Source organism: Thermoactinomyces sp. DSM 45892 (genome assembly GCF_900107305.1).
Taxonomy (GTDB): Bacteria; Bacillota; Bacilli; order Thermoactinomycetales; family Thermoactinomycetaceae; genus Baia.
The window spans coordinates 1-26507 of sequence record NZ_FNPL01000001.1 but is presented as its reverse complement, the minus strand read 5'-3'; the positions used below and the strand labels follow the sequence as shown (position 1 = coordinate 26507).

Below are 26507 nucleotides of genomic sequence, written 5' to 3'. Positions count from 1 at the left end.
TACAATAAATAAAATAAATCATATAATATTAATTAACTTAGTAATGATTGGAAGTCTAACTGAGTGTGGAAAGGAAGTAATCCAGTGGATATAACCAACGTATGCGCATATTGTAGAGTCTCGACAGATACAAAAGATCAGGAGAACAGTTTTGAGAATCAGAAAACATATTTTGAACGAGAAATCAATAAAAACCCAAATTACTCTCTTATTAAGATATATACTGACAGGGGAATCTCGGGTACATCTTTAAGCAGACGAGAAGGTTTCAATGAGCTTTTGAGAGATGCTGGCTTGGATGTCGTAAAAGTTGGAAAAGAGCAAGTTTACATTGTAAGCAAAGAAAGAAAGCCTTTATTTAATTTAATATTAGTTAAAAACACAAGTCGATTTGCTAGAAATGTAGAAGTTATCACTATAATTAGAAAGTTGAGGAGTAATGGAGTCTATATCCAGTTTCTTGATATCGACTTGACGACTCAGAAAGATGATTATGAGTTTGTCTTGAATTTGTTTTTAAATTTCGATCAGCAAGATTCTATTGATAAAAGCAAGAAAGTCAAATTCGGGCACTATGAGAGTGCAAGAAAAGGGGCGATATTTACAAATACTAGGATCTATGGATATGAGTATACTCCAAAAAAACAAGTGCTCAAGATAATTGAAGAGGAAGCAATTGTTATAAGACATATTTACGATTTATATGTAACAAAAGGATTTGGTTGCAGGAAGATAATCAACTGGTTAGATGAAAATGGCTATAAAACAAGAGAGGGAAAGCGTTTTGGTAAAACTAGCATTTTCAAAATTCTATCAAATGAAAAGTATTGTGGAGATCTTGTTCGTAATAAGTATGATACAGGTGTTGTTTTGAATAAAACGAGACCAAAATTAAGACCCAGAAAAGAATGGATAATTCATGAAGATAGGGTCCCAGCAATTATTGAAAGATTGCTGTTTGAAAAAGCACAGGAAATACGAAGTTCTAGATCTGATAAGACAAGAGGTATTTATCTAGGTCACAGTGATTTTGCTGGATTGATCAAGTGTGGAAAATGTGGAGCAACCTATCACAGTGATTTCAATGGAGGGAAATCGTTTTATAAATGTAGTACAAAAAAAACGCGTGGAATTAAGGTGTGCGACAACATAAATGTTACAGCGGATTATGTATATGATTCACTGGAAGCTCTCCAAGGTGGAGGATTATATGAGACCTTCCAGAATAATAAGGCTATACAGACTGACCTTTTGCTTGAGGTACGAGAACGAATTGTAACGAATCTTGAGAAAGATAATCTAGACGATGTACTAGCCAAACAAAAAGAATTGACAGTGCTGGAAAATAAGAAGGCAAAGCTTCTTGATTTGTTTTTAAATGATAGTTTTGATAAGGAAAGGCTAGTTGAAAAAAATCAGCTATTGGAGAGAGACATTGAAAGAGTCAAAAATGAAATTGCAGAGCTTTCAAAGGAAAGACCTACATATTTAGCAGATATTGATGATATAAATTCAATAATTGCCAAGATACGAACATTAGGGATCAAGAAGTTCTTTTCAAAGGAAGAGATAGTTGATAACATAAAATCTATGGTAGTCACAAGAGACGAAATGGCTCCACAGAATCCGTTCATAAGTTTTGAATTAAAGTTTTTTGATGAAATCAACAGATATATTACAAAGTACTCTAATCAAAGCCAAGGACGAACAGATTTGTTGCAGTTGCATTACACTGAAGATAGAGTTAAAGATTAAAAATAGCGTGTCGTTTAATAAGGTTATATTAAACGACACGCTATTTTTGTTCATTCAATTAAATTAAGATTTTTATAACATTAAAACAATATATGTACGATCTAGGCTCTGATGCTTGTACAAGTAAGTTTGGTATAAAACGCTTTCATTCACTTAGAAAATGTAACTTAACTTGTTCTTGTTAAGTTACATCGGCATGCTAATGTACCCTAATTTGATGCTAATAGGCCCTCCGGGCTCTGGGAAGACGATGCTGGCAAGACGAATTCCAAGTATTCTACCCTGTATGAATCGACAAGAGTCTCTAGAAGTAACGAAGATCTATAGTATAGCTGGTTTGCTATCAGAGAGGGGAAAACTTGTCCAAGAACGTCCCTTCCGCTCCCCTCATCATACCGTCTCTTCCGTTGGGATCGTAGGAGGTGGACAGATCCCGAAGCCAGGTGAGGTTAGCTTGTCCCACCGAGGAGTTTTATTTTTAGACGAACTACCCGAATTTTCAAAGTCGGCATTGGAGGTTCTTCGTCAACCTCTAGAAGATAAAGAGGTTACTCTTAGTAGATCAAAGATCACACTGTCGTTCCCGTCCGATTTTATGTTGATTTCATCTATGAATCCTTGCCCGTGTGGATTTTATGGGTACGAGGAAGATCGAAGTTGTACATGTACCCCACATCAAGTACAAAGATATCGATCTCGTATCTCGGGGCCTCTGCTTGATCGGATTGATCTGCATGTGGAGGTACCCCGAGTAAACTTTGAGACGATATCTTCTAAGTCTGTACCTGAGTCGTCAGAAGAGATTCGATCAAGAGTGAATCAAGCGAGACAAATTCAACAAGAGCGATTTAAAGAATCGGCAACTCTTTGTAACAGTGGCATGGTACCAGCACAGATTCGGAAACATTGCGAATTAGATCAAGATGGAAAAGGACTCTTACATCAATCATTTGATCGACTTGGATTAAGTGCACGGGCACATGATCGAATTTTAAAGGTGGCACGCACGATTGCTGATCTTGCGGGTGAAGAGAAAATTCAGGTAGCCCATGTGGCAGAAGCGATTCAGTATCGGGCACTGGATCGGAAGTTCTGGGGCTAAGCTATCTGGCTTTGACTTTTACCCATTCGTTCCGGTATAGCAGATGACGATACTCTTTTCTAGCAGACTGGAGTGTTTCAAAGAGTTTTACTCCTTCTGCATAGTTTCCAATACCCATCGCTTGTCGATAGGATCTCTCGATAGGAGCTACTACCTCCTGAAAATAATAGTTGGCTCGATTTGTAAAATGAGATTTTTTTTGGCGAGTGACCTGCTGTTCACTTGCTGGGGTGTTTTTGGACTTTGAACCTTTTTTTGCCATACTTAACTCCTCCTACTCATGTAAACGAGTGATCTATCCTATATTTATGTGTTGAAATCATAAATATTGTTATTTTTTAGGTGGTTTAAGATGACAAATATAAAAAAGGTGCAGTTCAGTCTTTAGCTATTTTGCGGCTATAGTTGAAAGAAATGAGTCGTTTAAAGCAAGTATTTGGATCACAATGACTTATGTGCTTGTACGTGCTTGATGAAAGCGGCTCTTTACTGCATCCCAATGGACAACGTTCCACCAATGCTTAATATATTCCTTTTTTCGATTTGGATATTTAAGGTAGTAAGCGTGCTCCCAGACATCTAGACAGAGGAGGGGAACACCGTCCCATTGGGATAGAATTTGCTGTTTTTCCATTTGTAGGATTTCGAGCCTTACAGTACGAGGGTTCCATACAAGGATGACCCATCCTCCTGCTATTTTTTCAGCTATGGTAGAGAAGTGGCTCTTAAAAGCAGAGAATTTCCCGAAATCAGCCTGAATCTGTTTTATGAGGGATCCTGTAGGGATTCCGCCACTGTTTGGTTTGATGCAGTCCCAAAAAATCGTATGTAGATAGTGTTCCATACCGTTATAGGCGGCTTCTCGCTCCCAGTGTTTCATTTGATCAAAGTTTTGAGTTTGGCGAGCTTTTTCGATTTCGATTTCTGCCATATTCAAGTCTTCTACGTATTTTTTGTGGTGCTCACTATGATGAATGCGCATGGTTACTTCATCGATGTGGGGCTCTAGTGCATGGTAGGGATAAGGGAGTGAGGGGAGTTGATGCTGACCGATTGGAACCCTTTGGACTGTGGGGATGCTGCTTACTCTGGATGTATGGAGGTTATGATTTGTGTATATATGGGTTTGATTATGGTTTCCTGTTGTGTGACGGGCTTGAAGGTACTTTTCGTATTTATTTTGGGCGTTTAGTACCTTATAGAAATAAGCATCAATTTCTCCAATTGATGAGTGAGGGTTACTTGCCATTTGTTCAATTTGACGATAAGCAGTTTCGATCGCTGTTAAATGCTTGATTGAGACATCATCGTGCTCGGTAAGATCTCTTTGATGTTTTAGCCAATGTTGGTGGATTCGACAAGTATTGATAATCCACGTTTTGATCCAATCAAACACGTATACATAGTAAGGGTTGTTCATAGGGACGCTCCTTTTCATATCTGTTCTTATGTGTATGTTTGGAAGAAAGGTGGCATGTGTGGGAAGTGGAGTACGAATACAGAAAAACAAACAAAAACAAGAAGAACAAAAAATCTTCTTCGTTTCTGTTTGTTTTGTTTTAGGTATTATCTTGTTTTTCTCCAATAAACACCATTTTGATCAATGGGTTTTATCTCATCATGGATCACTGCGCGGTTTCGATAATCGTGTACGGCGGCTTTACATTGATTAATATTGTAATCATCAATAATGATATAGCCACCTATCGAAACTCTAGGATAAAGATTTGCTAAACTATCCCATGTGGAAGAATACATGTCCCCATCTAGTCTCGCTATCGCTATTTTTTCGATCGGTGCGGTAGGAAGCGTGTCTTTGAACCAACCTTTTAAGAATTTTACATTATCATCAAATAGATTGTATTTTTTAAAATTATCTACCACTTCTTCTAAGGAGACTTTTAAGTAGTCCATCGTATGAAAGGATGAATGTGTATCAGCTGGGTAGCTCGGGTCAGGAGATGGTAAGCCTTCGAATGAATCAGCAACCCAAACTTTCCGATCTGTAATCCCATAAGCTTTTAAAAAGCCTTGCATAAAAATACATGCACCACCTCGCCAAACTCCTGTTTCGATAAAATCTCCCTCCACGTTCTCCGTCATGACTGACTCCATACATTGATGTAGGTTATTCATACGTTCTATACCAATCATACTGTGGGCAATCGGAGGCCAATCGAGTCCAGATTGCCTGGTTTCCGTTGTTGGATTAAACATAAGGTTACTTGGATGATGATAATTTTTTTCATGCTCAATCCATATTTCAAATAAGATTGCTTTTTTGAGTAGATCTAAATATAGCTCTTCAGCCTTCTTTTTTTTCATTCCATCTCCTCCATTCTTTTTTAATCTATGAATATGAATGAAAAAGGTGAAATGAAATGTATATCATGTTATCCGTTATGTAGAAACTAGAAAAGCATGCTATATGGAAATGGGTCGCATTTCCATATAGCATGCTTATGTTCTTATACTTTATCGAGAAATTCTGGTTTTTTATAGTTAGGGTCTTGTTTTTGGCGCTCTCGTTCGGCGCGTTCTTCAGGAGTTAAGAATTTGGGAGAAATCCGATTATTTTTTTTATCACGGTAAAAGATAAAGCCACCGATAATATATAAACTACCTATTAATAAAAGCAAACCCCAGAGAAAGCGAAGCCATCCGAAGCCTTCGCCAGCAGCGGAATAAAAGATTACCTCTCGAATTTCTGTCCAGCCGTAAATGCCTGCGATGCCAGGGAGACAGAGGAGGAGAATGGCGATGATACGTTGGTAGATGGGTTTCATAAAAAAACCGCCTTTCGTTTTTCCAAGTGTTATGTTACCTTAAATGCCAAGCGATTGCTAGTCTGTATGTGTCGTTCTGTGTGATAAGATAGGCTGAAAGAAGGTCTTACGCTATGGGAAAGGGGCGAATCTATGCAGAAAGTGTTGATTGTGGGTGGAGGAAAGGGTGGGGCAGCTCTTCTTCGTACATTATCGGATGTTGAATTTATCGAAGTAATTGGGATTGTTGACTTACTACCTCATACACCAGCTATTGTAGAAGCGAGGCGTAGAGGAATCGCAACTGGAACCGATATGAATTCATTTTTAGAGCTTACACCTGATGTGGTGATTGAGGTAACAGGTGATGCGGCTGTGTACGATCAGATTCACTCATTGAAATCGGAGAAAACGCTTCTGGTCTCAGGAGATACAGCCAACTTGATGGTGCGCTTGGTTGAAGAGAAGGAGAGTTGGTTTCAAGCATGGATTCAGCGACAAAAAGAGCTAGAGGCGATTATCGATTCTACCCATGATGGAATGATTGCGGTAAATGCTCGAGGACAGATTACGATTTTAAATGCTTCAGCGGAAAAAATGTTAAAAGTACATAGAACTGAATTAATTGGGAAGCCCATTCGCGAGGTGGTTGGGCATACTCGTTTGGAAGAAGTGTTACGGACGGGGGAATCAGAACTAAATCAAACGTTTCAACTACCAAGTGGAACGGAGATTGTGACCAATCGGGTCCCAGTGAAAAATCATGAAGGTAAAGTTATGGGAGCAGTGGCTGTTTTCCGCGAGGTGAGTGAGCTACAACACTTTATCCAAAAAATCATGGATTTAGAGGATATGAAAAGCTATTTGCAGGCGATCATAGACTCATCAGATGATGCGATTTCTGTTGTGGATGTAAATGGGATCGGTCTGTTAATTAATCCAGCTTATACAAGGTTAACCGGACTTAAGCCAGAGGAAGTGATTGGAAAGCCTGCAGAGGTAGATATTTCGGAAGGTGCGGAGAGCATGCATATGAAAGTGCTTCGAACCAGACAGGTGGTTAGGGGTGTACAGATGGAAGTAGGGCCCCATCATCGGGATGTGATCGTGAACGTAGCGCCGATTATCTTACAGGGTGAATTAAAGGGAAGTGTGGCCATTGTCCACGATACCTCGGAATTAAAACAATTAACGCAAGACTTAGAGCGAGCTCGAAGCATTATTCGAAAGTTAGAAGCAAAGTATACATTTGATGATATCATTGGTGAGAGTGAGCAGATGCAAATCGCGATGCAACTTGCTAAGCAAGCGGCGGACACTCGCGCTACTGTGCTTTTACGCGGAGAATCGGGAACGGGGAAAGAGTTGTTCGCGCATGCGATTCACAATGCTAGTAATCGGAAATATAACCAGTTTATTCGAGTAAACTGTGCTGCTTTGTCCGAGTCGTTATTGGAAAGTGAGTTATTTGGTTATGAGGAGGGGGCTTTTACTGGGGCAAAACGAGGTGGGAAAAAAGGTTTATTCGAGGAAGCGAGTGGGGGTACTATCTTTCTAGACGAAATCGGGGAGCTTCAACCTAGTATCCAAGCTAAATTACTACGTGTTCTGCAGGAGCGAGAAGTGATTCGAGTGGGTGGAACGAAGTCAATTCCTATCGATGTTCGAGTAATCGCAGCTACGAATGTTTTTCTCGAGCGGGCGATGGAAGAGAAGAAGTTTCGAGAGGATCTTTTCTTCCGTCTAAACGTATTCCCCATTATGATTCCGCCTCTCCGCCAACGTGATGGGGATTTAGAGCTTGTGGCGATCCACCTCATACGAAAGTTTAATCAAGAATATGGACGGAATGTGCGCACGATTTCTCCTGAAGCCACTCAACTTCTGTCTCAGTACTCGTTTCCTGGTAATATAAGGGAATTAGAAAATTTCTTAGGACGAGCTATGATTCATATGACGGTACAAGAGCAGACGTTAGCTCCGGAACATCTGCCGAAATTTGAATTTCAACGAAATCAAGTTCATGATGTTATCGAAGAGGAGGAACAGGCTGGCGACTTGAAACGGCCCTTAAAGGATTATTTAGCAGATGCGGAAAATCGCTATGTTACACAAATTTATCAGGCTTGTGGACAAAATAAGACCCAAACAGCAAAACAGTTAGGCATCTCCATACGAAGTTTATATTATAAATTGGAGCGCGCCGGTATTACATAAGCTATCTGCAATTTATTGCATGTAAAAGCTTGCGTTTTTGCAAAATAATGCAATGTGTGTAGCGCTATTTATGTCATTTCCTTGTTTTATGGTGTTGGCATTGTTCTTGCATAATAAAGGATGACTAGCGGCTTCCGATTTGTTTTATTACATTACATTAGCCACTTAGTTGGTCAAAGAGGTGTAGGTCATCATGAAAATGTTAACAACGTTTGAGCAAGTAGTGAAGTATGCAGAATCTCTTCCTTCTGTAACCGTAGCAGTCGCGGCAGCAGCTGATCAAGAAGTGTTAGAAGCTGTGCTAGATGCGAAGAAGCATCGAATTGCCGACTTTTTATTGTTTGGAGATGAAGAGAAGATTCGCTCGATCGGCAAAGAGATTGGCCTAGATCTGGCGTCAGGGGAAGTGATACATGCTACTTCGATTGCTCAGGCGTGCTTATTGGCAGTGACGGCTGTTAGTGAAAAGCGTGCAGATGTATTGATGAAAGGTATGGTGCAAACGGCTGACTTTCTTCGTGCCGTATTAAATAAAGAAAAGGGTTTACGTGCTGGCAAAATACTAAGCCATGTTGCTTCGTTTGAGGTTCCTGGTTTTGACCATCTGATCCATGTGACGGATCCAGCGTTAAATGTGGCTCCTGAATTAAAGGATAAGGTACAAATTCTTGAAAATGTGATTGATTTCTGCCATTCATTAGGTCTTTCAGAACCGAAAGTAGCGGTGCTCGGCGCAGTAGAAGTCGTAAATCCTTCTATGCAACCTACTTTAGATGCGGCGGCCTTGTCCCAGATGAACCGTCGTGGACAAATTAAAGGCGCGATTGTGGATGGACCTTTTGCTCTGGATAATGCGGTATCTGTTGAATCTGCTGAGCATAAAGGCATTCATAGTCCTGTAGCTGGTAAAGCAGATGTTTTATTCGTTCCTGACATTGAAGCAGGAAATATTCTTTATAAATCAATGGTTTATTTTGCAAAAGCGAAGATTGGCGCACTTGTACTGGGTGCTAAGGCTCCGATTGTGTTAACATCACGAGCTGATTCCGCTGAAGCAAAGCTATATTCGATTGCTATGGCTGTATTACAAGCCGACCATTTCAAAAAACGGTAATAGTTGAAAGGGGATAGTCTAATGGAACTGTTTGACTACATGGAGAAATATGATTATGAGCAAGTCGTCATTTGTCAAGATAAGAACTCTGGATTAAAAGCGATTATTGCGATTCATGATACAACACTTGGGCCTGCACTTGGTGGTTTACGCATGTGGACATATGCTACGGAAGAAGAGGCGATGGAGGATGCACTTCGTCTAGCACGAGGAATGACGTATAAAGCGGCAGCAGCGGGCCTTAACCTCGGCGGTGGGAAAACAGTTTTGATCGGAGACCCTAAAAAAGATAAGAGTGAAGAGTTATTCCGTTCTCTAGGTCGTTATATCGAAGGATTAAACGGACGTTATATTACGGCTGAGGATGTTGGAACCAGCGTAGAAGATATGGATCTCATTCACTTGGAAACAAAGTTTGTTACCGGGATTTCTCCAGCATTCGGTTCTTCAGGCAACCCATCTCCTGTAACAGCGTTTGGAGTTTATAAAGGGATGAAAGCAGCAGCGAAAGAAGCTTTCGGATCCGATGCTCTAGATGGGCTTGTGGTAGCGGTTCAAGGGGTTGGAAATGTAGCTTACAGCATGTGTGAATACCTCCATAAAGAAAATGTAAAATTAATCGTTGCGGATATTAATGAAGAAAACGTACAACGGGCAGTAAATGACTTCGGTGCGATTCGTGTATCCCCAGAGGAAATTTACGATGTGGAATGTGATATCTTTGCTCCATGTGCTTTAGGTGGAATTATTAATGATGAGACGATTGAGCGCTTGAAATGTAAAGTAGTTGCGGGTTCTGCCAATAACCAATTACGTGAAGATCGCCACGGTGACATGCTAGAGGCGCGTGGAATGGTTTATGCTCCAGACTATGTGATTAACGCAGGTGGATTAATTAACGTTGCGGATGAACTAGTAGGGTATAATCCAGAGCGGGCGATGAAAAAAGTAGAAGGCATCTATGACAATATTCTACGTGTATTTGAGATTGCGAAACGTGATGGGATTCCAAGCTATCAAGCGGCTGACCGTATGGCAGAAGAGCGGATTGCTTCGTTGCGCCAATCTCGTAGTACCTTTTTACAAACAGAGCGTCATTCGCTCAATCAACGATAATATGTTCGGGATTGTTAGGAGTGTTAGAAGTGCATGAAGTCTTACGGGTTCTTACGATAAACCCTGGATCTACCTCGACCAAAATAGGGGTGTTTGATAATGAGAAGCCGATCTTAGATATTACCTTACGCCATCATGCAAAAGAGTTGGCTCGATTTCCGGAGTTAGTGAGTCAATATCCCTTTCGCAAACAAGTGATTTTAGATACATTGGATCGAGAGGGTATGAATATAACCCGATTTCATGCCATTGTCGCTAGGGGGGGCTTATTGCGCCCTATCCCTGGTGGCACGTATGCTATTAATGACACGATGTTAGCCGATCTGCGATCCGGTCGTTACGGAATGCATGCTTCCAACCTAGCGGGATTGATAGCCAGTGATATTGCTAATCAACTACAAATTCCGGCATTTATCGTCGACCCCGTGGTGGTAGATGAACTGCAACCAGTGGCGAGAATCTCAGGTGTCCCAGAGATTGAACGCCGTAGTATTTTCCATGCGTTAAACCAAAAAGCAGTTGCGCGTCGTGTAGCAAAAGAGCAAAACAAGCGTTATGAAGAAGTAAATTATCTAATTGTGCACATGGGTGGTGGGATTACGGTAGGAGCCCATCAAAAAGGACGAGTGATTGATGTAAATAATGGACTTGCAGGAGAAGGCCCTTTTTCACCAGAGCGTGCGGGCACGTTACCTGTAGGTGACTTAGTAGCTCTTAGTTATTCTGGGAAATACTTTGCAAGCGAGATTATGAAGATGATCGTGGGTAAAGGTGGACTCATGGGGTATCTAGGAACGACGGATGCACGAGAAGTAGAAGAGCGGATTCAAGAAGGAGATACAAGAGCCAAACTCGTATATGAAGCTATGGCCTATCAAGTAGCGAAAGAGATTGGTGCGTATGCCGCTGTATTAAAAGGGGAAGTAGATCAGATTATTTTGACGGGCGGCTTGGCTTATGGACAACTCTTTACGTCGATGATTCAGGAACGAGTAGAATGGATTGCTCCAGTCTGCGTTGTACCAGGTGAAGACGAACTACAAGCTCTTGCAGAAGGTGCTCTTCGTGTGTTACGTCGAGAAGAAGAAGCAAAACAATATCCACCACAGTAAAAGGAGACGAGAAGAGCATGGCAGAAAATTATGATCTCGTAGTCCTTGGTGCGGGGCCGGGCGGCTATGTAGCTGCTGTCCGGGCTGCGCAACTAGGAATGAAAGTGGCTGTAGTTGAAAAGGAACATGTGGGTGGAGTGTGCTTACATAAAGGTTGTGTCCCGAGTAAGTCTCTCCTGCGAAGTGCTGAAGTATATCATGAAATGAAAAATAGTGAGAGTTATGGAATCACTGCGGATGATGTTCAGCTCTCCATGAACTTAGTGCAAAAACGAAAAAATGAAATCGTTTCCCAGCTCCATAAAGGAGTCGAAGGGCTTCTTAAAAAAAATAAAGTAGACGTTTACAAGGGATTTGGTCGCATTTTAGGGCCTTCTATCTTTTCTCCTATGCCAGGTACCATTTCGGTAGAAAGAGCAGATGGGGAAGAATCTGATATGCTCATCCCTCAATTTGTGATGATTGCAACAGGCTCTCGTCCACGTACTCTTCCGGGACTCGAGATCGATGGGATTCATATATTAAACTCAGATCATGCACTGCAAATGGAAACGCTTCCGAAATCGATGATTATTATTGGAGGCGGTGTGATTGGGATTGAGTGGGCTTCGATGCTTAGTGACTTTGGTGTAGAGGTAACCGTCATCGAATATGCGGATCGCATTTTACCATTTGAAGATGCAGATGTTAGTAAAGAGATGACTCGTATTTTCAAAAAACGGAAAGTAAAAGTAATTACAAATGCGAAGGTTCTTGCCGAAGAAATGAAGGTCGCAGATGGCTCTGTAACTGTTGTGGCTGAAAAAGATGGTAAGACGGAGACATTTGAAGCAGAGAAGGTATTTGTTTCAGTGGGTCGTCAGGCTAACATCGAAGATATCGGTTTACAAAATACTTCCATCAAAGTGGATAAAGGTGTTATTCAAGTAAACGACTTTATGCAAACAGCAGAATCTCATATTTACGCGATTGGCGATGTAAACGGTGGCTATCAACTAGCTCACGTGGCTTCTCATGAAGGGATTTTAGCGGTTGAACATATGGCTAGAAAAGACGTACATGCTATTGATGGTACAATGGTTCCGCGCTGTACCTATAGCCGACCAGAGGTAGGAAGCATCGGTCTTACGGAGCAAGAGGCAAAAGATCGCGGGCATGAAGTAAAGGTTGGAAAATTCCCATTCCGCGGAGTAGGGAAGTCGCTTGTATTTGGTGAGACAGACGGATTTATTAAGATGATATCGGATGCGAAAACAGATGATTTGCTAGGCGTACATATCATTGGTGCACATGCAACGGATCTAATCGGAGAGGCTGGACTGGCGAAGGTTCTCGATGCGACTGCATGGGAGATCTCGCAAGCAATCCATCCACATCCTACGTTATCAGAGGTATTTGGAGAGGTAGCACTTGCTGTAGATGGAAAGGCGATTCATGGTTAATTTGAGGGGGGATTTCCTTGAAACATAGGGAGTTAGGGTTAACAGATGAGCAAGCAGTTGGTATGTATCGATATATGTCACTAGCACGTAAAACAGATGAGCGTACTTGGTTACTAAACCGTGCAGGGAAGATTCCATTTGTGATTTCTTGTCAAGGGCATGAAGCGGCACAAGTAGGTGCTGGATTTGCACTTGATACGGAAAAGGATTGGCTTTGTCCGTACTATCGTGATATGGGGCTTGTGATGGTAATGGGACAAACGGCTCAAGATTATCTGCTCTCTTCCTTTGCAAAAGCAGAAGACCCAAACAGTGGTGGACGTCAGATGCCGGGCCACTTTGGTGATCATCGTTATCGAATTCTCACAGGCTCTTCTCCTGTAACCACTCAGATGGTACATGCTACGGGAATTGCGTATGCGGGAAAACTGGATAAAAAAGATTTTGTCGTTCTAACGACGTGTGGAGAAGGTTCTGCAAACCAAGGAGACTTGCATGAAGCGATGAACTTTGCCGGTGTTCACAAGCTGCCTGTTATCTTTATGGTACAGAACAACCAGTACGCAATTTCCGTTCCGCTAGAGAAGCAAGTTGCGGGTGGAAGTATCGCGGCTCGTGGTGCTGGTTATGGTATGCCGGGCATTTCAGTAGATGGAAACGATCCACTAGAAGTATATCGTGCTGTAAAAGAGGCTGTTGAACGCGGACGTCGTGGAGAAGGGCCAACCTTGGTGGAAACGGTTTCCTATCGTTTGGTTCCGCACTCAAGTGATGACGATGATCGTACCTATCGTTCTCGTGAAGAAGTGGATGAGGCGAAGAAAAAAGACTCGTTGTTCCAATACCGCGGGTACTTGCTGGATCATGGCCTCTTAACAGAAGAGTCGGATGAGCAGATTCAAGCGGAGATCAAGAAGGAAGTAGATGCTGCTACCGATTATGCAGAAAAGGCAGCCTACCCGGATCCATCAGAAATAGATAAATACGTATTTGCGGAATAGGGGGAACCATCAACATGGCAGTAATGTCTTATATCGAAGCAGTAACGCTGGCGATGCGTGAAGAGATGAAACGGGACTCTCAGGTATTCGTATTAGGAGAAGACGTAGGTGTGCGTGGTGGAGTATTCCGCGCTACGGACGGTTTATATAGTGAGTTTGGAGAGGATCGTGTACTGGATACCCCTCTGACAGAATCTGCGATTGCGGGTGTAGCGATTGGGGCGGCCGCTTATGGAAAGCGCCCGATTGCCGAGATGCAATTTGCTGACTTTATTATGCCAGCTATCAACCAGATCATAAGTGAAGCGTCTAAAATTCGTTATCGCTCTAATAATAAGTGGTCATGCCCTATGGTGGTACGTGCTCCATACGGTGGAGGAATCCACGGTGCGCTCTATCACTCCCAAAGTGTAGAGAAGATTTTTACAGGGGTACCGGGTTTGAAGATTGTAACGCCATCTACCCCATATGATGTAAAAGGTCTATTGAAATCTGCAATCCGTGATGATGATCCCGTTCTATTCTTTGAGCATAAACGTTGCTATCGTCTGATTAAGGGCGAGGTACCTGCTGACGACTATACGATTCCAATCGGCAAGGCTGACGTGAAGCGCGAAGGGACGGATGTAACTGTCATTACATACGGAATGATGGTTCACTTTGCTTTGCAAGCGGCAGAACAGCTAGAAAAAGACGGAATTAGTGTACATGTTCTTGATTTGCGCACGCTTGTTCCATTAGATAAGGAAGCCGTTTTAGAAGCGGTTGCCAAGACGGGTAAAGTACTCATCGTTCATGAGGATAATTTGACCGGTGGCTTTGGTGGCGAAGTATCAGCGATTATCGCAGAAGAGGCATTCTTTGAATTGGATGCGCCTGTACGCCGTCTCGCTGGTCCAGATGTCCCCGCTATGCCATATAGCCCGACATTGGAAAAGGAATTTATCTTAAACCCAGATAAAATTGCCAAAGCAATTCGTGAACTAGCAGAATTCTAATCTTCATCATGTAAGCAGACGAATTAAAGGAGGATCCAGCGATGGCAACTGAAATTAAAATGCCTCAGCTTGGTGAGAGTGTTACAGAAGGTACGATTGCCAAGTGGTTAAAGAAACCGGGTGACCCTGTAGCCAAGTACGAAGCAATCTGTGAAGTATCGACAGATAAAGTAAATGCAGAGGTTCCTGCTACGTTTGAGGGAACGATGGTTGAAATCGTGGCAGGGGAAGGAGAAACGGTAGCAGTTGGAGAGATTATTTGTAAAATGGCAGTGGAAGGCATAGAAGAGGTAAGTACATCGGCTCCATCTACCCCTGCTGGAGAAGAATCGAAACCAGAGGCAACGAATACCTCAGCTCCGGTAAAGGTAGATCTAGCTGGTAAGCGTGGTTCAAGTAGTGGCCGTTTCTCCCCAGCGGTTTTGCGCTTATCGCAAGAGCATGACATCGATCTTACTCTTCTTACTGGAACGGGTACAGGTGGTCGAATTACTCGAAAAGATATATTGGCCGCTATTGAACAGGGAATTGGAAAAGTGGGAAGTGCTCCAACTCCTCAGGCTGTTTCAGTGGATGAGTCAGTTGTAGAGCATGTGCCTACTGTCGATGTAGATACAGCACTCTCTACCACTCCACCTGCAAGCAAGCCAGTGGGGGTTGTCACAGAAGAAGGAGATATCGAGATTCCTCTTACTAGTGTGCGTAAAACCATCGCCAGCCGTATGGTGCAAAGTAAACACGAGGCACCACATGCATGGACGATGATGGAAGTGGATGTAACGGGTCTCGTTGAACTTCGTAATAAGATGAAGAATGATTTCAAAGTACGTGAAGGAGTATCGTTGACCTTTATGCCGTTTTTCATCAAAGCCGTTAGCGATGCGTTAAAGGAATTCCCGATTATCAACTCCATGTGGGATGGAGATAAGATCATTCAGAAGAAGCGTATTAACATCTCGATCGCAGTGGCAACCGATGATGCGCTTTATGTGCCAGTGATTCCGGATGTGGATGAGCTTTCCATTTTAGGACTTGCTAAGAAGGTGAACACCTTAGCCCAGAAGACCCGTGCTGGGAAACTGGATCTAAGTGATCTACAAGGTGGAACATTTACCGTTAATAATACAGGTTCCTTTGGCTCTGTTATGTCTCAACCGATTATTAACCAACCACAAGCTGCGATTCTCTCTTTTGAAGCGATTGTGAAGCGCCCTGTTGTGGTGAATCATATGTTTGCTGTCCGTGATATGATGAACATCTGTATGTCATTGGATCATCGGGTATTAGATGGTTTAGTGGCAGGGCGGTTCTTAGCACGTGTGAAAGAGTTGTTAGAGGAATATACGGCTGATTCGACTTTTTAACTCGTTTATGATGATGAACAGGTGCTCTGTGTGTAGGGTGCCTGTTCGTGTATGTCAACACTCAAAGTACGGAAATGTCCCGCGTATTCTTGCGAGTTTTGTCACTTGCCCGTAGCTTCGATGGACGGAGCGGATTTGCTTTTTACATCTTCGCAGGCTTACTAGAGCTGTGGGCAGATACATTGCCCCGGTAACTCTGATTCATCAACAAGCCTATTACTTAAATCCTTTAGAAGAACAATCGGAATCTGTTCCACGGATCTCTTATGATACAATACGATACATATCACACTAAACGAATCACCTAGGATGTGAGCAACATGTTTGAAGTCCAGCGACTAGGTCTCATTCCATATCAAGAAGCCTGGGATCTACAAAAAAAACTCGTACACAAGGTCGACCACGAAGGTCTTCCGAGTCAACTATTACTATTAGAGCACCCTCATACCCTCACGTTGGGAAGAGGAAGCCATACAGAGAACCTACTATTCTCCAAAGAGCAGTATGCCGAGATGGGTATGGATCTCGTCGAGATTGATCGCGGTGGAGATGTTACGTATCACGGACCGGGTCAGTTAGTGGGTTATCCTATTTTTGACCTAGCAACCCAGGGAAATGATGCGCATGCGTATCTGCGTCAGTTAGAGGAAGTTCTCATCATTGCACTGCGACGCTTTGGCCTACAGCCAAGCCGAAAAGAGCCGTACACAGGGGTCTGGGTTGGAGAAGAGAAAGTAGCGGCCATAGGGGTAAAATTTAATCGTGCTCGTACGCGAAAAGGATATATTACTAGCCACGGATTTGCGCTAAATGTAAACAGTGACCTTCAGTTTTTTCAAACCATTATTCCATGTGGTATTCAGGAATATGGGGTTACCTCGCTTGAAAAGTTGTTAGGGAGGGAAGTGGACCTTGCTCCCGTCATGGATTATGTAATCGAAGCGGTGGAAGAAGTGTTTGGTTGGAAGGCGAAGGATGAAAGGCGTTTGTCCTCCTATGTAGTAGAGGATGAAGAGGACGTACTTAGTTGGATTCGCAAAGAGTACCAGTAATGCAAAACCTCCACTTGAATATTCGAGTGGAGGTTATGTAATAGATTTATAAACCAACAAGCAAGTCATATACGGACAATGCAGTTACAAATAAAGTTGCAGCTGCAAATCCACCACCTAAGAGAATTCCACCTTTATTGCCGGTTCTCTTGTTAAAGAGGAATCCACGTACAGCGAGCACACTGATGACTACCATAATAGGTACCATAAAATATTGCCAGAATACGGACATACATAACACCTGCCTTCTATTTATCACAAAGCCATTATCCATGTGAAGGAAAACCTATTTAGTAGGTCCAGTTGAAAATACACGTATTATTGTACCCAATGGATCAGGAGATGTCTATGGCTTCACAAACTTTGATGAGTACTCCTGTTATGATTCTCTTTCTGATATAGTAAAAAGGATAGCCTAAATGAATCAAATCTAATCGTATTTAAAGTTAGAATGCTTTTTTAATGAAATATCAGAATGGATGGTATTATAAGAAGGATAACAATAAATGTAGGATTATAAATGAAGTAACATCTTAGCCAATCTTGAAAAACTTGTAAGGTAGAAGCGTATAGGAGGGGGTTACACCATGACACATCATGACCGACACAAATCATGGCAACAAAAAGTAGAGAAGGTACGTGCAAAGACGCCTGAGCGTAAGCCTTTTTTTTCGACACATTCTGAGATTGAAGTACAGCCCCTCTACTATCAACATGTAGATAACATAGATGAAAAAGTAAGTTTTCCCGGGGAATATCCCTATACAAGAGGCATCCATCCCAACATGTACCGAAGCCGTCTATGGACGATGCGTCAGTACGCAGGATTCGGTTCTGCAACAGAGACGAATAAGCGTTTTCGTTACTTATTAGAGCAGGGGCAGACTGGATTAAGTGTTGCCTTTGACTTGCCAACGCAAATCGGTTACGACTCCGATGATCCGATGTCGATTGGAGAGGTGGGAAAAGTCGGGGTAGCGATTGATAGCTTAGAAGATATGGAGCGGTTATTAGCCGAGATCCCACTTGATCGGGTCAGTACATCGATGACGATTAATGCTTCGGCGGCCGTGTTACTTGCGATGTATATCGTGGTGGGCGAGAAACAAGGGGTTCCGGCTAACCAGATAACAGGAACGATCCAAAACGACATTTTAAAGGAATATATTGCACGTGGTACGTATATCTACCCACCGAAGCCATCTATGCGTCTCATTACTGATATATTTGCTTACTGTACGGAGCATGTGCCAAGATGGAACACGATTAGTATCAGCGGATACCACATCCGGGAAGCAGGATCTACCGCTGTGCAAGAGGTAGCGTTTACTCTAGCTAATGGGATGGCTTACGTTCAAGCAGCACTTGATGCTGGACTCGAGATAGATCAATTTGCTCCGCGATTGTCATTTTTCTTTAATGCCCATAATAATTTCTTTGAAGAAATTGCTAAGTTCCGCGCCGCACGCCGAATCTGGGCGAGGATTATGAAAGATCGCTTTGGTGCTAAAAATGAACGTTCTTTGCAGCTACGTTTTCATACGCAAACAGGAGGTTCCACATTAACAGCGCAACAGCCGGATAACAATATCGTTCGTGTGACAGTACAGGCATTGGCCGCTGTGTTAGGCGGGACCCAAAGCTTACACACAAATTCACGAGATGAAGCACTTGCATTGCCTACGGAAGAGTCAGCGCGCATTGCCCTTCGAACACAGCAAATTCTTGCGTTAGAAAGTGGGGTAGCGGATACCGTAGATCCACTCGGAGGCTCTTACTATGTGGAAGCGCTTACCGATGCGATGGAAGAAGAGACGAATCGCTATCTAGAGAAGATCGAACAGCTAGGCGGAGCGGTTTCTGCTGTAGAACAAGGGTTTATGCAACGTGAAATTCACCGCGTTGCACTGGAGACCCAGCGGAATATTGAAAATGGAACAGAAATTGTAGTGGGCATGAACCAATATCAGATTGAAAATGAAGTCCAGCCTGAACTACTACGAGTCGATCCAGAGCTTGGAAAGAAGCAAATCGCTCATTTACAAGACTTACGTTTACGGCGCGATAATCAGGCAGTCGAAACGTGCTTAGCGGCCTTAGAACGAGCTGCTTCAGGAACGGAGAATCTAATGCCGTTTATTATCGATGCGGTACGGAATTACGCGACTGTGGGCGAAATTTGCCATACGATGCGAAAGGTCTTTGGGGAGTATCAACCATATTGATTCGTTTGAAGGGGGACTACCTACTATGTTGCGTCCAATACGGATATTAATCGGAAAACCGGGCTTAGATGGACATGATCGAGGGGCACTTATTATTGCACAAGGTTTACGGGATGAGGGAATGGAAGTAATTTATACGGGATTGCGACAATCTCCGGCACAAATCGTGGCGATGGCGATTCAAGAAGATGTAGATCTTATTGGATTATCTTGTTTATCAGGAGCCCACATGGAGCTATTTCCAGTAGTTGTAACATTACTAAAAAAACAAAAAGCGGATGATATTTTGGTTTTCGGGGGAGGTGTGATCCCACAAGAAGATATTCCTTTATTAAAGAAACAGGGGATCCGGGAAATCTTTACCCCAGGGACAACAATCCAACAAACGGCACAGTTTATCCGCCAACTGATGAAAGAAGAAAAAGGCTGGGGAGGTTCTGTAACCAATTCTGGAGGTGTCCAGTTGTGAGACCTAAAAAGATTAGTCATGTTGGGATCGCAGTTCGAAGTTTAGAAGAGAGTATTCCTTTTTATGAACAACAGCTGGGGCTTCCCCTTACTTCGATTGAGATGATAGAGAGCGAGCAAGTAAAAGTTGCCTTTTTCGATATCGGCGATAGTCGTATCGAATTACTGGAGCCGACTGCTCCTTCAAGTGCGATTGCCAAATTCATCGAGAAACGAGGAGAAGGACTTCATCATCTCGCGTTGGAAGTAGCTGATATTCGCACATGCCTACGAAACCTACGAGAACAGGGAATCAAATTAATAAATGAGGAGCCAAAGGCTGGAGCACATCAGATGCAAATTGCTTTTTTACATCCCAAATCAACCCATGGAACACTCATGGAGCTTTGTCAACAGATCCATACTGAAACGGAGTGAACTTTGTGGACATGCATACGAAAATTAACGAAATGTATGAGCGACGTCGTAAGATTGAAATGGGTGGGGGAGAAAGGCGAATCAAGGCTCAGCATAAACGTGGGAAGCTGACGGCGAGAGAGAGAATCGATCTTTTACTCGATGAAAACACGTTTGTAGAGTTAAATCCATTTATTGAACACCGTTCTAGCCACTTTGATATGGATCAGATGGATGCACCTGGAGAAGGTGTCGTAACAGGATACGGGAAAGTGCACGGCAGAACCGTATACGTATTTGCACAAGATTTTACGGTGTTTGGTGGCGCTTTAGGAGAGATGCATGCCCTGAAAATCTCCCGTATGATGGACTTGGCTGCCCAAAATGGATGTCCGATTATCGGGCTGAATGATTCAGGTGGAGCCCGTATTCAAGAAGGTGTAATGTCCTTGGATGGCTATGGGCATGTCTTTTATCGTAATTCGATCTATTCGGGTGTGGTGCCTCAGATATCGGTGATCATGGGGCCGTGTGCAGGTGGGGCAGTTTATTCTCCAGCGATTACTGATTTCGTGTTTATGGTGGAAAAGACATCCCAAATGTTTATTACAGGTCCTAAAGTGATCGAAACGGTTACTCGGGAGACGATCAGCTCCGAAGAATTAGGGGGCGCTTCGGTTCATAGTAGCATTAGTGGAAATGCGCACTTCACAGCTACAAGCGAGCCAGAAGTGTTAGAGCAAGTTCGGAAATTATTATCTTATCTTCCATCTAATAATCAAGAAAAGCCTGCTAGGAAAGGGGTTGAGAATACTTCAGATGAATGGATCGAGGAATTAGCAGAGGTTGTGCCCGTCGAAGGCACGAAGGTTTACGATGTCCGTAAGGTAATCGATCAGTTGGTAGATGATCATTCATTTATGGAAGTGCAAGAGAAATTCGCTCGCAACATCGTCATTGGCTTTTCCAGAATCGGCGGAGAGAGTGTGGGGATCGTAGCCAATCAACCCAAAGTGATGGCTGGTGGGCTCGATATCGACTCTTCTGATAAACTAAGTCGCTTTGTTCGTTTCTGCGACTGCTTTAACATCCCAGTGATCACATTGATTGATGTGACAGGTTTTTTTCCAGGTGTGAATCAAGAGCATCGTGGGATTATTCGCCACGGAGCCAAGATTTTATATGCGTACTCTGAAGCTACCGTGCCACGCATCTCAGTAATATTGCGAAAAGCATTTGGTGGTGCGTATGTCGCATTAAATAGCAAAGGGATCGGCGCAGACATCGTTTACGCTTGGCCCTCTGCTGAGATAGCGGTTATGGGGCCAGAGGGAGCAGCTAATATCATCTTTAGTAGAGAGATTAAGGAAAGTGAGAATCCGGAAGCGGTTCGTCAAGCAAAGATTGCCGAATACAAAGAGAAGTTTGCTAATCCTTATGTTGCCGCGGCTTATGGTATGGTTGATGATGTGATCGATCCACGGGAGACGCGCATCAAGTTAATGAGTGCACTAGAGCTATTACGTGATAAAAAAGATACAAGACCGTATAAAAAGCATGGGAATATTCCTTTGTAGAACTCAAAAAAGTAGGTGCCTGAGAGGTACCTACTTTTTTGAGTTCTACGTCGATATCGTGATTAGTCTCGTCAATCCTTACAAATGTTTAAGGTTCATGTAAGGTAATTTCATTCTCCCTGTTTTTCTGCACTGTTACACTAATTTCATCAACTAAATAACAGAAAAACAGTAGCATTTGTACTTATTGTTACTATAGGAGGAACGAAGCATGAACTTTCGCCAGTTTGCATTTAATAATGTCAAACGTAACTCACGTGCATACTCTGCTTACTTTTTAAGTAGCGCGTTTGCTGTCATGATCTTTTTTACCTACGCTTTATTTATCTATCATCCCGAATTAGCAAAATCAGACCTCGGTGAGTCTACCAAGATGGGGATGAAAGCCGCGTCTTATGTTACATTTGTATTCTCATTTTTATTTGTCCTTTATTCGATTAGCGCTTTCTTGAAAATCAGAAATAAAGAGTTTGGAGTTTTAACGATTTTAGGAGCACAGAGAAATCAGATTAATAAACTGGTCTTCCTAGAAAACATATTGATTGGCTTTGGGGCTATCGTGACCGGAATTGTAGGAGGTCTTCTTTTTTCAAAAATATTCCTTATGTACGGATCTAGCGTGGTAGAGAGGAAGCTTCCGCTTTATTTACCACTGAAAGCAATGGGGCTTACAGCCGTATCATTTGCCGCTTTATATATTGTGATTTCTTTTATGACTCTATTCTTCATTCGTCAGAAAAGAGCACTTGAGCTGTTGATGGGGACAAGTAAGCCAAAAACAGAGCCGAAAGCTCATATTTTACTCGTTCTGTTTTCGCTTGTTTCAATCGGAGCCGCATACTATTTGTTATATGATGACTTTAAAAATATTTACTGGGCTCTTGGTCTTGGGATTATCGGAACTTACTTCTTTTTCACTCAGTTAAGTGTGTATTTGATGAGATTATTGAAGAGAAGTCGCTCCTTCTTCTGGAAGGGTACGAGAATGTTATGGGTTTCTGAGATGGCTTACAAGATAAAAGATAATGCTCGGATGTTTTTTATGGTTACGATTGTAATCGGGATGGCTTCTGCCGGAACCGGGCTGGTTTACTCCTTTGATCAAGATGTGAAGACAAGATTTAAAGAGACACCATTCGCTATTGAATTTAATCTTTTTAAAGAGTATAAGAACTGGGAAGGTGAAGCGAAGAAGATTGACCAAGAATTACAAGGTGCTGGGCTTAAATTTGATAAGGTGACTAGTAAAACGGTGAGTATTGATTTCGGGAATAAAAAGTATGTACATGTCATGAAAGAGTCTGAGTATGCTCAAATTGCTAAGGTATTGGGGCGAACGACTCCACAAAAGTTGAAGTCTAATGAGACTATCTTCCTAGCCAGTAAATTTGTAGAGGAACCTGAAAAAGTACAAACCGGACAAAAAATATCGAAATATAATCTTCAAATCGTCGGTAACATTGAAAAATCGATCAGTTACCCTCCGATTATGGTGGTAAGTGATGAAACTTATAAACAAGTTCTAGCCGATGAAATAAAAAAAGCAGATGAAGCAAAAGAAGACATTCGTTCGCAGGAAAGAACATCTGTGTATTATCATGTTCCAGCGTGGTCGAATACAGACTATCCTCGTTCCGATTCGGTTCAAGCGAGGCTCAGTACCAAGTTGCAAGATATGGGTCAAGAGCAGGAAGATAGCTATATTGATACCCGAGCAGGGCAGTATATTGACTTCCAACAAGCGCGTAGCATCTTTACCTTTATTGGGCTCTTTATGGCAGCAGTGTTCTCCGTTGCTTCGGCTAGTTTCCTCTACTTTAAGCTGTATACAGATCTAAATCAGGATCAACGAATGTATCATATGCTTTCAAAAGTGGGATTAAGTACAAGGGATATGAGACGAACTAGTACCATTCAAATTGCCATGTTGTTCTTTATACCGCTTGTCGTTGCTGGACTGGAATCAGGAATTGGCTTACAGATTTTAAATAGACATTTGGGTGGCTTATCTGTACTAAATATGATAACCCCAACCTTAGTCGGGATTTCTGGTTTCTTCGCGGTCCAGATTATCTATTTCTTTGTTGTACGTGCAATTTATCTAAAACAATTAAGCAAAGTTATGATCACATCTGGAAAATAATATAACATGGCCAGGTGGAGGTTACGTGATGAAAAAAGATAAATCAATTGCTTATATTTTATTAATCTTCCTTGGTGGGTTCCTCGGATTGCATCGCTTTTATTTGGGAAAAGTAGCAACTGGGATTCTCTATCTGCTGACGGGTGGATTGCTTGGGATCGGTTGGATTTACGACCTATTTACCCTTGGAAGGCAAGTGGATGATTATAATGTTCGATTTGCATATCGAAATCGAATTGCATAGAGAATTAGTTAAAAAATGGTGTGATCATAGCGATCACATCGTTTTTTATATAGGCATGCATTAGAGTTATATTCCCGAATAGAAATGGTGTATGTGCAAATAAATCTAAGGGAGTGTACCTTTTGGAACAGAGTGTACTATCTATTTCGAAACGAAATGCCCATTTTGATGTATTAATCAGTCGACGGAATGCATGGTTATGGCATGGCATGCATCCGGACTTAATTAACCAATATAATATTAGAGATGTGAACTTTGTGAAAATGGATATCGAAGGTGGTGAATATGCCTTAATTCCTTGTTTGAAGGAATTTTTAGAAGCAGAAAAACCAACTTTCTATGCATCCTTGCACTCTCCATTTCTCAAGGAGAACCTTAATCGACAAGGTCTTACTGAACTGGAGGCTAAAAACCGCTTTGAACAAACGTGCAAAGGCGTGTAGTACGACTTGATAAGGAAGCCAAGATATAAAGAATATTTCTTGGCTTTTTATACATGGAAAGATAATTGTTACACAAAGAGGCGTAACAATTATCTTTCATTTTAGAAAAATGGAGCTACTGCCTCCTGTAGAGGTGGTAGATTCTTGCGAACACCTGTCTAAAGACTCGTTATCTTAGCAGGCTCTATGCAGTCCCTGAGGTGGAAACAAAGTGCTTCCTACTTTGGCTTGGTTTTCGCAACTTCGGTGAGTCCCTAGAATCCTTTAGAAGGGGATACCGAACAACGCCCAATTTACCTCGTACTTTGAAGAGGGTGTGGGCAATTCAGATAGAAGTGTTGGGGAGGTGTTAAGATGTCCCAATCTAATATACCTAATATTACTCCCACTATTTCGATTACACGGGATGATGCAGTTAACCTTTTACTATCTTCTATTGCTCTCGAGGAGTTAGGATTAAGTCATATTATTAACGCAGAAGGAGAAAAGTTACAGTATATTTTAGGAACCTTACCAGGAATCAGTGCTCCTCAAGTTGCTACGATTAGTGATGTACTCTTAATAAATAGTAGTGTCAGGGATACAATCCGTGAAATTACGAAGAAAGAGTGGGTTTTGCAGCAGAAATTGGAGACTGTTTTAGATTCGACTACTAGCATAGGACCACAAGGACCTCAAGGTCCTGCAGGAGCCACTGGTACAGTGCCAACAGGTACTATTCCAACTGGGACGAATTTATTCCGAGTTCTAGGTAATTCAGGTGCAAATGGAATCGCTATGGTGGCTGTGGATGAAGATCTAAACATTATATCTAGTACACTAAATGTCAATGTAACGCAAGGATCAGCAAATGTGAATTTAGAAGTGGCTACTGGAGCGAGTGGTCCTCTTGCAGAAGCGATTCAAGCAGTCATTGAAGAACTCGGTCTTACTGGAGGAACGGGACCTCAGGGACCTACAGGTCCCCAAGGCCCACCGGGTCCCACCGGATTTGCTGGAGGCACGGGAGAAACGGGCCCACCAGGTTTCACCGGGGCTACCGGAGTAGGGGAGACCGGAGCCACGGGAGTAACCGGTCCGCAAGGAGAAACGGGCCCACAAGGCCCTACCGGAGCCCCCGGATCGGCAGCCAATACCGGAGCCACGGGAGTAACCGGTCCGCAAGGAGAAACGGGCCCACAAGGCCCTACCGGAGCCCCCGGATCGGCGGCCAATACCGGAGCCACGGGAGTAACCGGTCCGCAAGGAGAAACGGGCCCACAAGGCCCTACCGGAGCCCCTGGATCGGCGGCCAATACCGGAGCCACGGGAGTAACTGGCCCGCAAGGAGAAACGGGCCCCCAAGGTCTGCCGGGTCCCACTGGATTTGCTGGAGCTACCGGAGAAACGGGCTCCCAAGGTCCGACAGGCCCTACGGGATTTGCTGGGGCCATCGGAGAAACCGGCCCGCAAGGGGGGCCGGGTCCCACTGGAATAACCGGCCCCCAAGGTCCGTCGGGTCCCACTGGATTTGCTGGGGCTACCGGAGTAGGGGAGACCGGAGCCACGGGAGTAACCGGTCCGCAAGGAGAAACGGGCCCACAAGGCCCTACCGGAGCCCCTGGATCGGCGGCCAATACCGGAGCCACGGGAGTAACTGGCCCGCAAGGAGAAACGGGCCCCCAAGGTCTGCCGGGTCCCACTGGATTTGCTGGAGCTACCGGAGAAACGGGCTCCCAAGGTCCGACAGGCCCTACGGGATTTGCTGGGGCCATCGGAGAAACCGGCCCGCAAGGGGAGCCAGGTCCCACTGGAATAACCGGCCCCCAAGGTCCGTCGGGTCCCACTGGATTTGCTGGGGCTACCGGAGTAGGGGAGACCGGAGCCACGGGAGTAACCGGTCCGCAAGGAGAAACGGGCCCGCAAGGCCCTACCGGAGCCCCCGGATCGGCAGCCAATACCGGAGCCACGGGAGTAACTGGCCCGCAAGGAGA

25 protein-coding genes are annotated in these 26507 nt (G+C 43.3%); 20 read left to right on the top strand and 5 right to left on the bottom strand.

Features of this window, described 5'->3' with window-relative positions; all coding sequences use genetic code 11:
- The first annotated feature begins 84 nt into the window (after positions 1 to 84).
- Complete coding sequence (locus BLU58_RS00120) at positions 85 to 1755, top strand: recombinase family protein (protein WP_176786410.1); 1671 nt, start codon at positions 85 to 87, stop codon at positions 1753 to 1755.
- A gap of 196 nt (positions 1756 to 1951) precedes the next feature.
- Positions 1952 to 2857 (top strand): YifB family Mg chelatase-like AAA ATPase, encoded by a 906-nt coding sequence (locus BLU58_RS00115; protein WP_093290203.1) that lies wholly within the window; start codon positions 1952 to 1954, stop codon positions 2855 to 2857.
- A 1-nt stretch (position 2858) separates the two neighbouring features.
- Here BLU58_RS00115 and BLU58_RS00110 read toward each other — a convergent pair whose 3' ends face one another.
- The 4 genes from BLU58_RS00110 to BLU58_RS00095 form a co-directional block, all read right to left on the bottom strand.
- A complete protein-coding gene (locus BLU58_RS00110; protein ID WP_093290202.1) occupies positions 2859 to 3119 on the bottom strand; it encodes a hypothetical protein in 261 nt (86 codons plus the stop codon).
- Between the two features lie 189 nt (positions 3120 to 3308).
- On the bottom strand, positions 3309 to 4277 hold the full coding sequence (locus BLU58_RS17230) for a superoxide dismutase (protein WP_093290201.1): 969 nt from the start codon (positions 4275 to 4277) through the stop codon (positions 3309 to 3311).
- 146 nt (positions 4278 to 4423) lie between these two features.
- On the bottom strand, positions 4424 to 5182 hold the full coding sequence (locus BLU58_RS00100) for a TylF/MycF family methyltransferase (RefSeq protein ID WP_093290200.1): 759 nt from the start codon (positions 5180 to 5182) through the stop codon (positions 4424 to 4426).
- A 143-nt stretch (positions 5183 to 5325) separates the two neighbouring features.
- Positions 5326 to 5643, bottom strand: a complete 318-nt coding sequence (locus BLU58_RS00095) for a DUF2627 family protein (RefSeq protein WP_093290199.1) — start codon at positions 5641 to 5643, stop codon at positions 5326 to 5328.
- Positions 5644 to 5775: 132 nt separating this feature from the next.
- Between BLU58_RS00095 and BLU58_RS00090 the strand changes: the two genes are divergently transcribed.
- From BLU58_RS00090 to lipB, 10 genes are all read left to right on the top strand, one after another.
- Positions 5776 to 7839, top strand: coding sequence for a sigma-54 interaction domain-containing protein (locus BLU58_RS00090; RefSeq protein WP_093290198.1), 2064 nt, complete (start codon positions 5776 to 5778; stop codon positions 7837 to 7839).
- A gap of 193 nt (positions 7840 to 8032) precedes the next feature.
- Positions 8033 to 8953, top strand: a complete 921-nt coding sequence (gene yqiS, locus BLU58_RS00085) for a phosphate butyryltransferase (RefSeq protein ID WP_093290197.1) — start codon at positions 8033 to 8035, stop codon at positions 8951 to 8953.
- 21 nt (positions 8954 to 8974) lie between these two features.
- The gene (locus tag BLU58_RS00080) at positions 8975 to 10069 is read left to right on the top strand and encodes a Leu/Phe/Val dehydrogenase (RefSeq protein ID WP_093290196.1); all 1095 of its coding nucleotides are present in this window, start codon (positions 8975 to 8977) and stop codon (positions 10067 to 10069) included.
- 29 nt (positions 10070 to 10098) lie between these two features.
- Complete coding sequence (buk, locus tag BLU58_RS00075; protein WP_093290195.1) at positions 10099 to 11181, top strand: butyrate kinase; 1083 nt, start codon at positions 10099 to 10101, stop codon at positions 11179 to 11181.
- 17 nt (positions 11182 to 11198) lie between these two features.
- Entirely contained in the window at positions 11199 to 12623 is a 1425-nt protein-coding gene (gene lpdA / locus BLU58_RS00070; protein WP_093290194.1) for a dihydrolipoyl dehydrogenase, read from the top strand.
- Positions 12624 to 12685: 62 nt separating this feature from the next.
- Positions 12686 to 13624, top strand: a complete 939-nt coding sequence (locus BLU58_RS00065; RefSeq protein ID WP_093290494.1) for a thiamine pyrophosphate-dependent dehydrogenase E1 component subunit alpha — start codon at positions 12686 to 12688, stop codon at positions 13622 to 13624.
- Between the two features lie 14 nt (positions 13625 to 13638).
- Positions 13639 to 14622: an alpha-ketoacid dehydrogenase subunit beta gene (locus BLU58_RS00060; RefSeq protein WP_093290193.1), complete on the top strand. Its 984-nt coding sequence runs from the start codon at positions 13639 to 13641 to the stop codon at positions 14620 to 14622.
- A gap of 41 nt (positions 14623 to 14663) precedes the next feature.
- Positions 14664 to 15986 carry a dihydrolipoamide acetyltransferase family protein gene (locus BLU58_RS00055; RefSeq protein ID WP_093290192.1) on the top strand — a complete coding sequence of 441 codons (1323 nt, stop codon included), beginning with the start codon at positions 14664 to 14666 and terminating at the stop codon, positions 15984 to 15986.
- Between the two features lie 47 nt (positions 15987 to 16033).
- On the top strand, positions 16034 to 16180 hold the full coding sequence (locus tag BLU58_RS16215; protein ID WP_176786409.1) for a hypothetical protein: 147 nt from the start codon (positions 16034 to 16036) through the stop codon (positions 16178 to 16180).
- 126 nt (positions 16181 to 16306) lie between these two features.
- Positions 16307 to 17038, top strand: coding sequence for a lipoyl(octanoyl) transferase LipB (lipB, locus tag BLU58_RS00050; RefSeq protein ID WP_093290191.1), 732 nt, complete (start codon positions 16307 to 16309; stop codon positions 17036 to 17038).
- Positions 17039 to 17084: 46 nt separating this feature from the next.
- On the opposite strand, the gene BLU58_RS00045 is transcribed toward lipB, so the two are convergent.
- On the bottom strand, positions 17085 to 17270 hold the full coding sequence (locus BLU58_RS00045; protein ID WP_093290190.1) for a hypothetical protein: 186 nt from the start codon (positions 17268 to 17270) through the stop codon (positions 17085 to 17087).
- 355 nt (positions 17271 to 17625) lie between these two features.
- On the opposite strand from BLU58_RS00045, the gene BLU58_RS00040 reads away from it, so the two are divergent.
- The 8 genes from BLU58_RS00040 to BLU58_RS17090 all read left to right on the top strand — a co-directional run.
- Positions 17626 to 19263: an acyl-CoA mutase large subunit family protein gene (locus BLU58_RS00040; RefSeq protein ID WP_093290189.1), complete on the top strand. Its 1638-nt coding sequence runs from the start codon at positions 17626 to 17628 to the stop codon at positions 19261 to 19263.
- Positions 19264 to 19288: 25 nt separating this feature from the next.
- Entirely contained in the window at positions 19289 to 19732 is a 444-nt protein-coding gene (locus BLU58_RS00035; RefSeq protein WP_093290188.1) for a cobalamin B12-binding domain-containing protein, read from the top strand.
- Positions 19729 to 20148 carry a methylmalonyl-CoA epimerase gene (gene mce, locus BLU58_RS00030; protein ID WP_093290187.1) on the top strand — a complete coding sequence of 140 codons (420 nt, stop codon included), beginning with the start codon at positions 19729 to 19731 and terminating at the stop codon, positions 20146 to 20148. The genes BLU58_RS00035 and mce overlap by 4 nt, the downstream gene beginning before the upstream one ends.
- 11 nt (positions 20149 to 20159) lie before the next feature.
- Entirely contained in the window at positions 20160 to 21704 is a 1545-nt protein-coding gene (locus BLU58_RS00025; protein WP_093290493.1) for an acyl-CoA carboxylase subunit beta, read from the top strand.
- A gap of 211 nt (positions 21705 to 21915) precedes the next feature.
- Positions 21916 to 23847 (top strand): FtsX-like permease family protein, encoded by a 1932-nt coding sequence (locus BLU58_RS00020; protein ID WP_093290186.1) that lies wholly within the window; start codon positions 21916 to 21918, stop codon positions 23845 to 23847.
- Between the two features lie 28 nt (positions 23848 to 23875).
- Positions 23876 to 24091: an NINE protein gene (locus BLU58_RS00015; protein ID WP_093290185.1), complete on the top strand. Its 216-nt coding sequence runs from the start codon at positions 23876 to 23878 to the stop codon at positions 24089 to 24091.
- A gap of 122 nt (positions 24092 to 24213) precedes the next feature.
- Positions 24214 to 24534: a class I SAM-dependent methyltransferase gene (locus BLU58_RS00010; protein WP_093290184.1), complete on the top strand. Its 321-nt coding sequence runs from the start codon at positions 24214 to 24216 to the stop codon at positions 24532 to 24534.
- 354 nt (positions 24535 to 24888) lie between these two features.
- Positions 24889 to 26507: alpha-helical endospore appendage domain-containing protein (locus BLU58_RS17090; protein WP_093290183.1), on the top strand; the 1619-nt coding region annotated here is incomplete at its 3' end.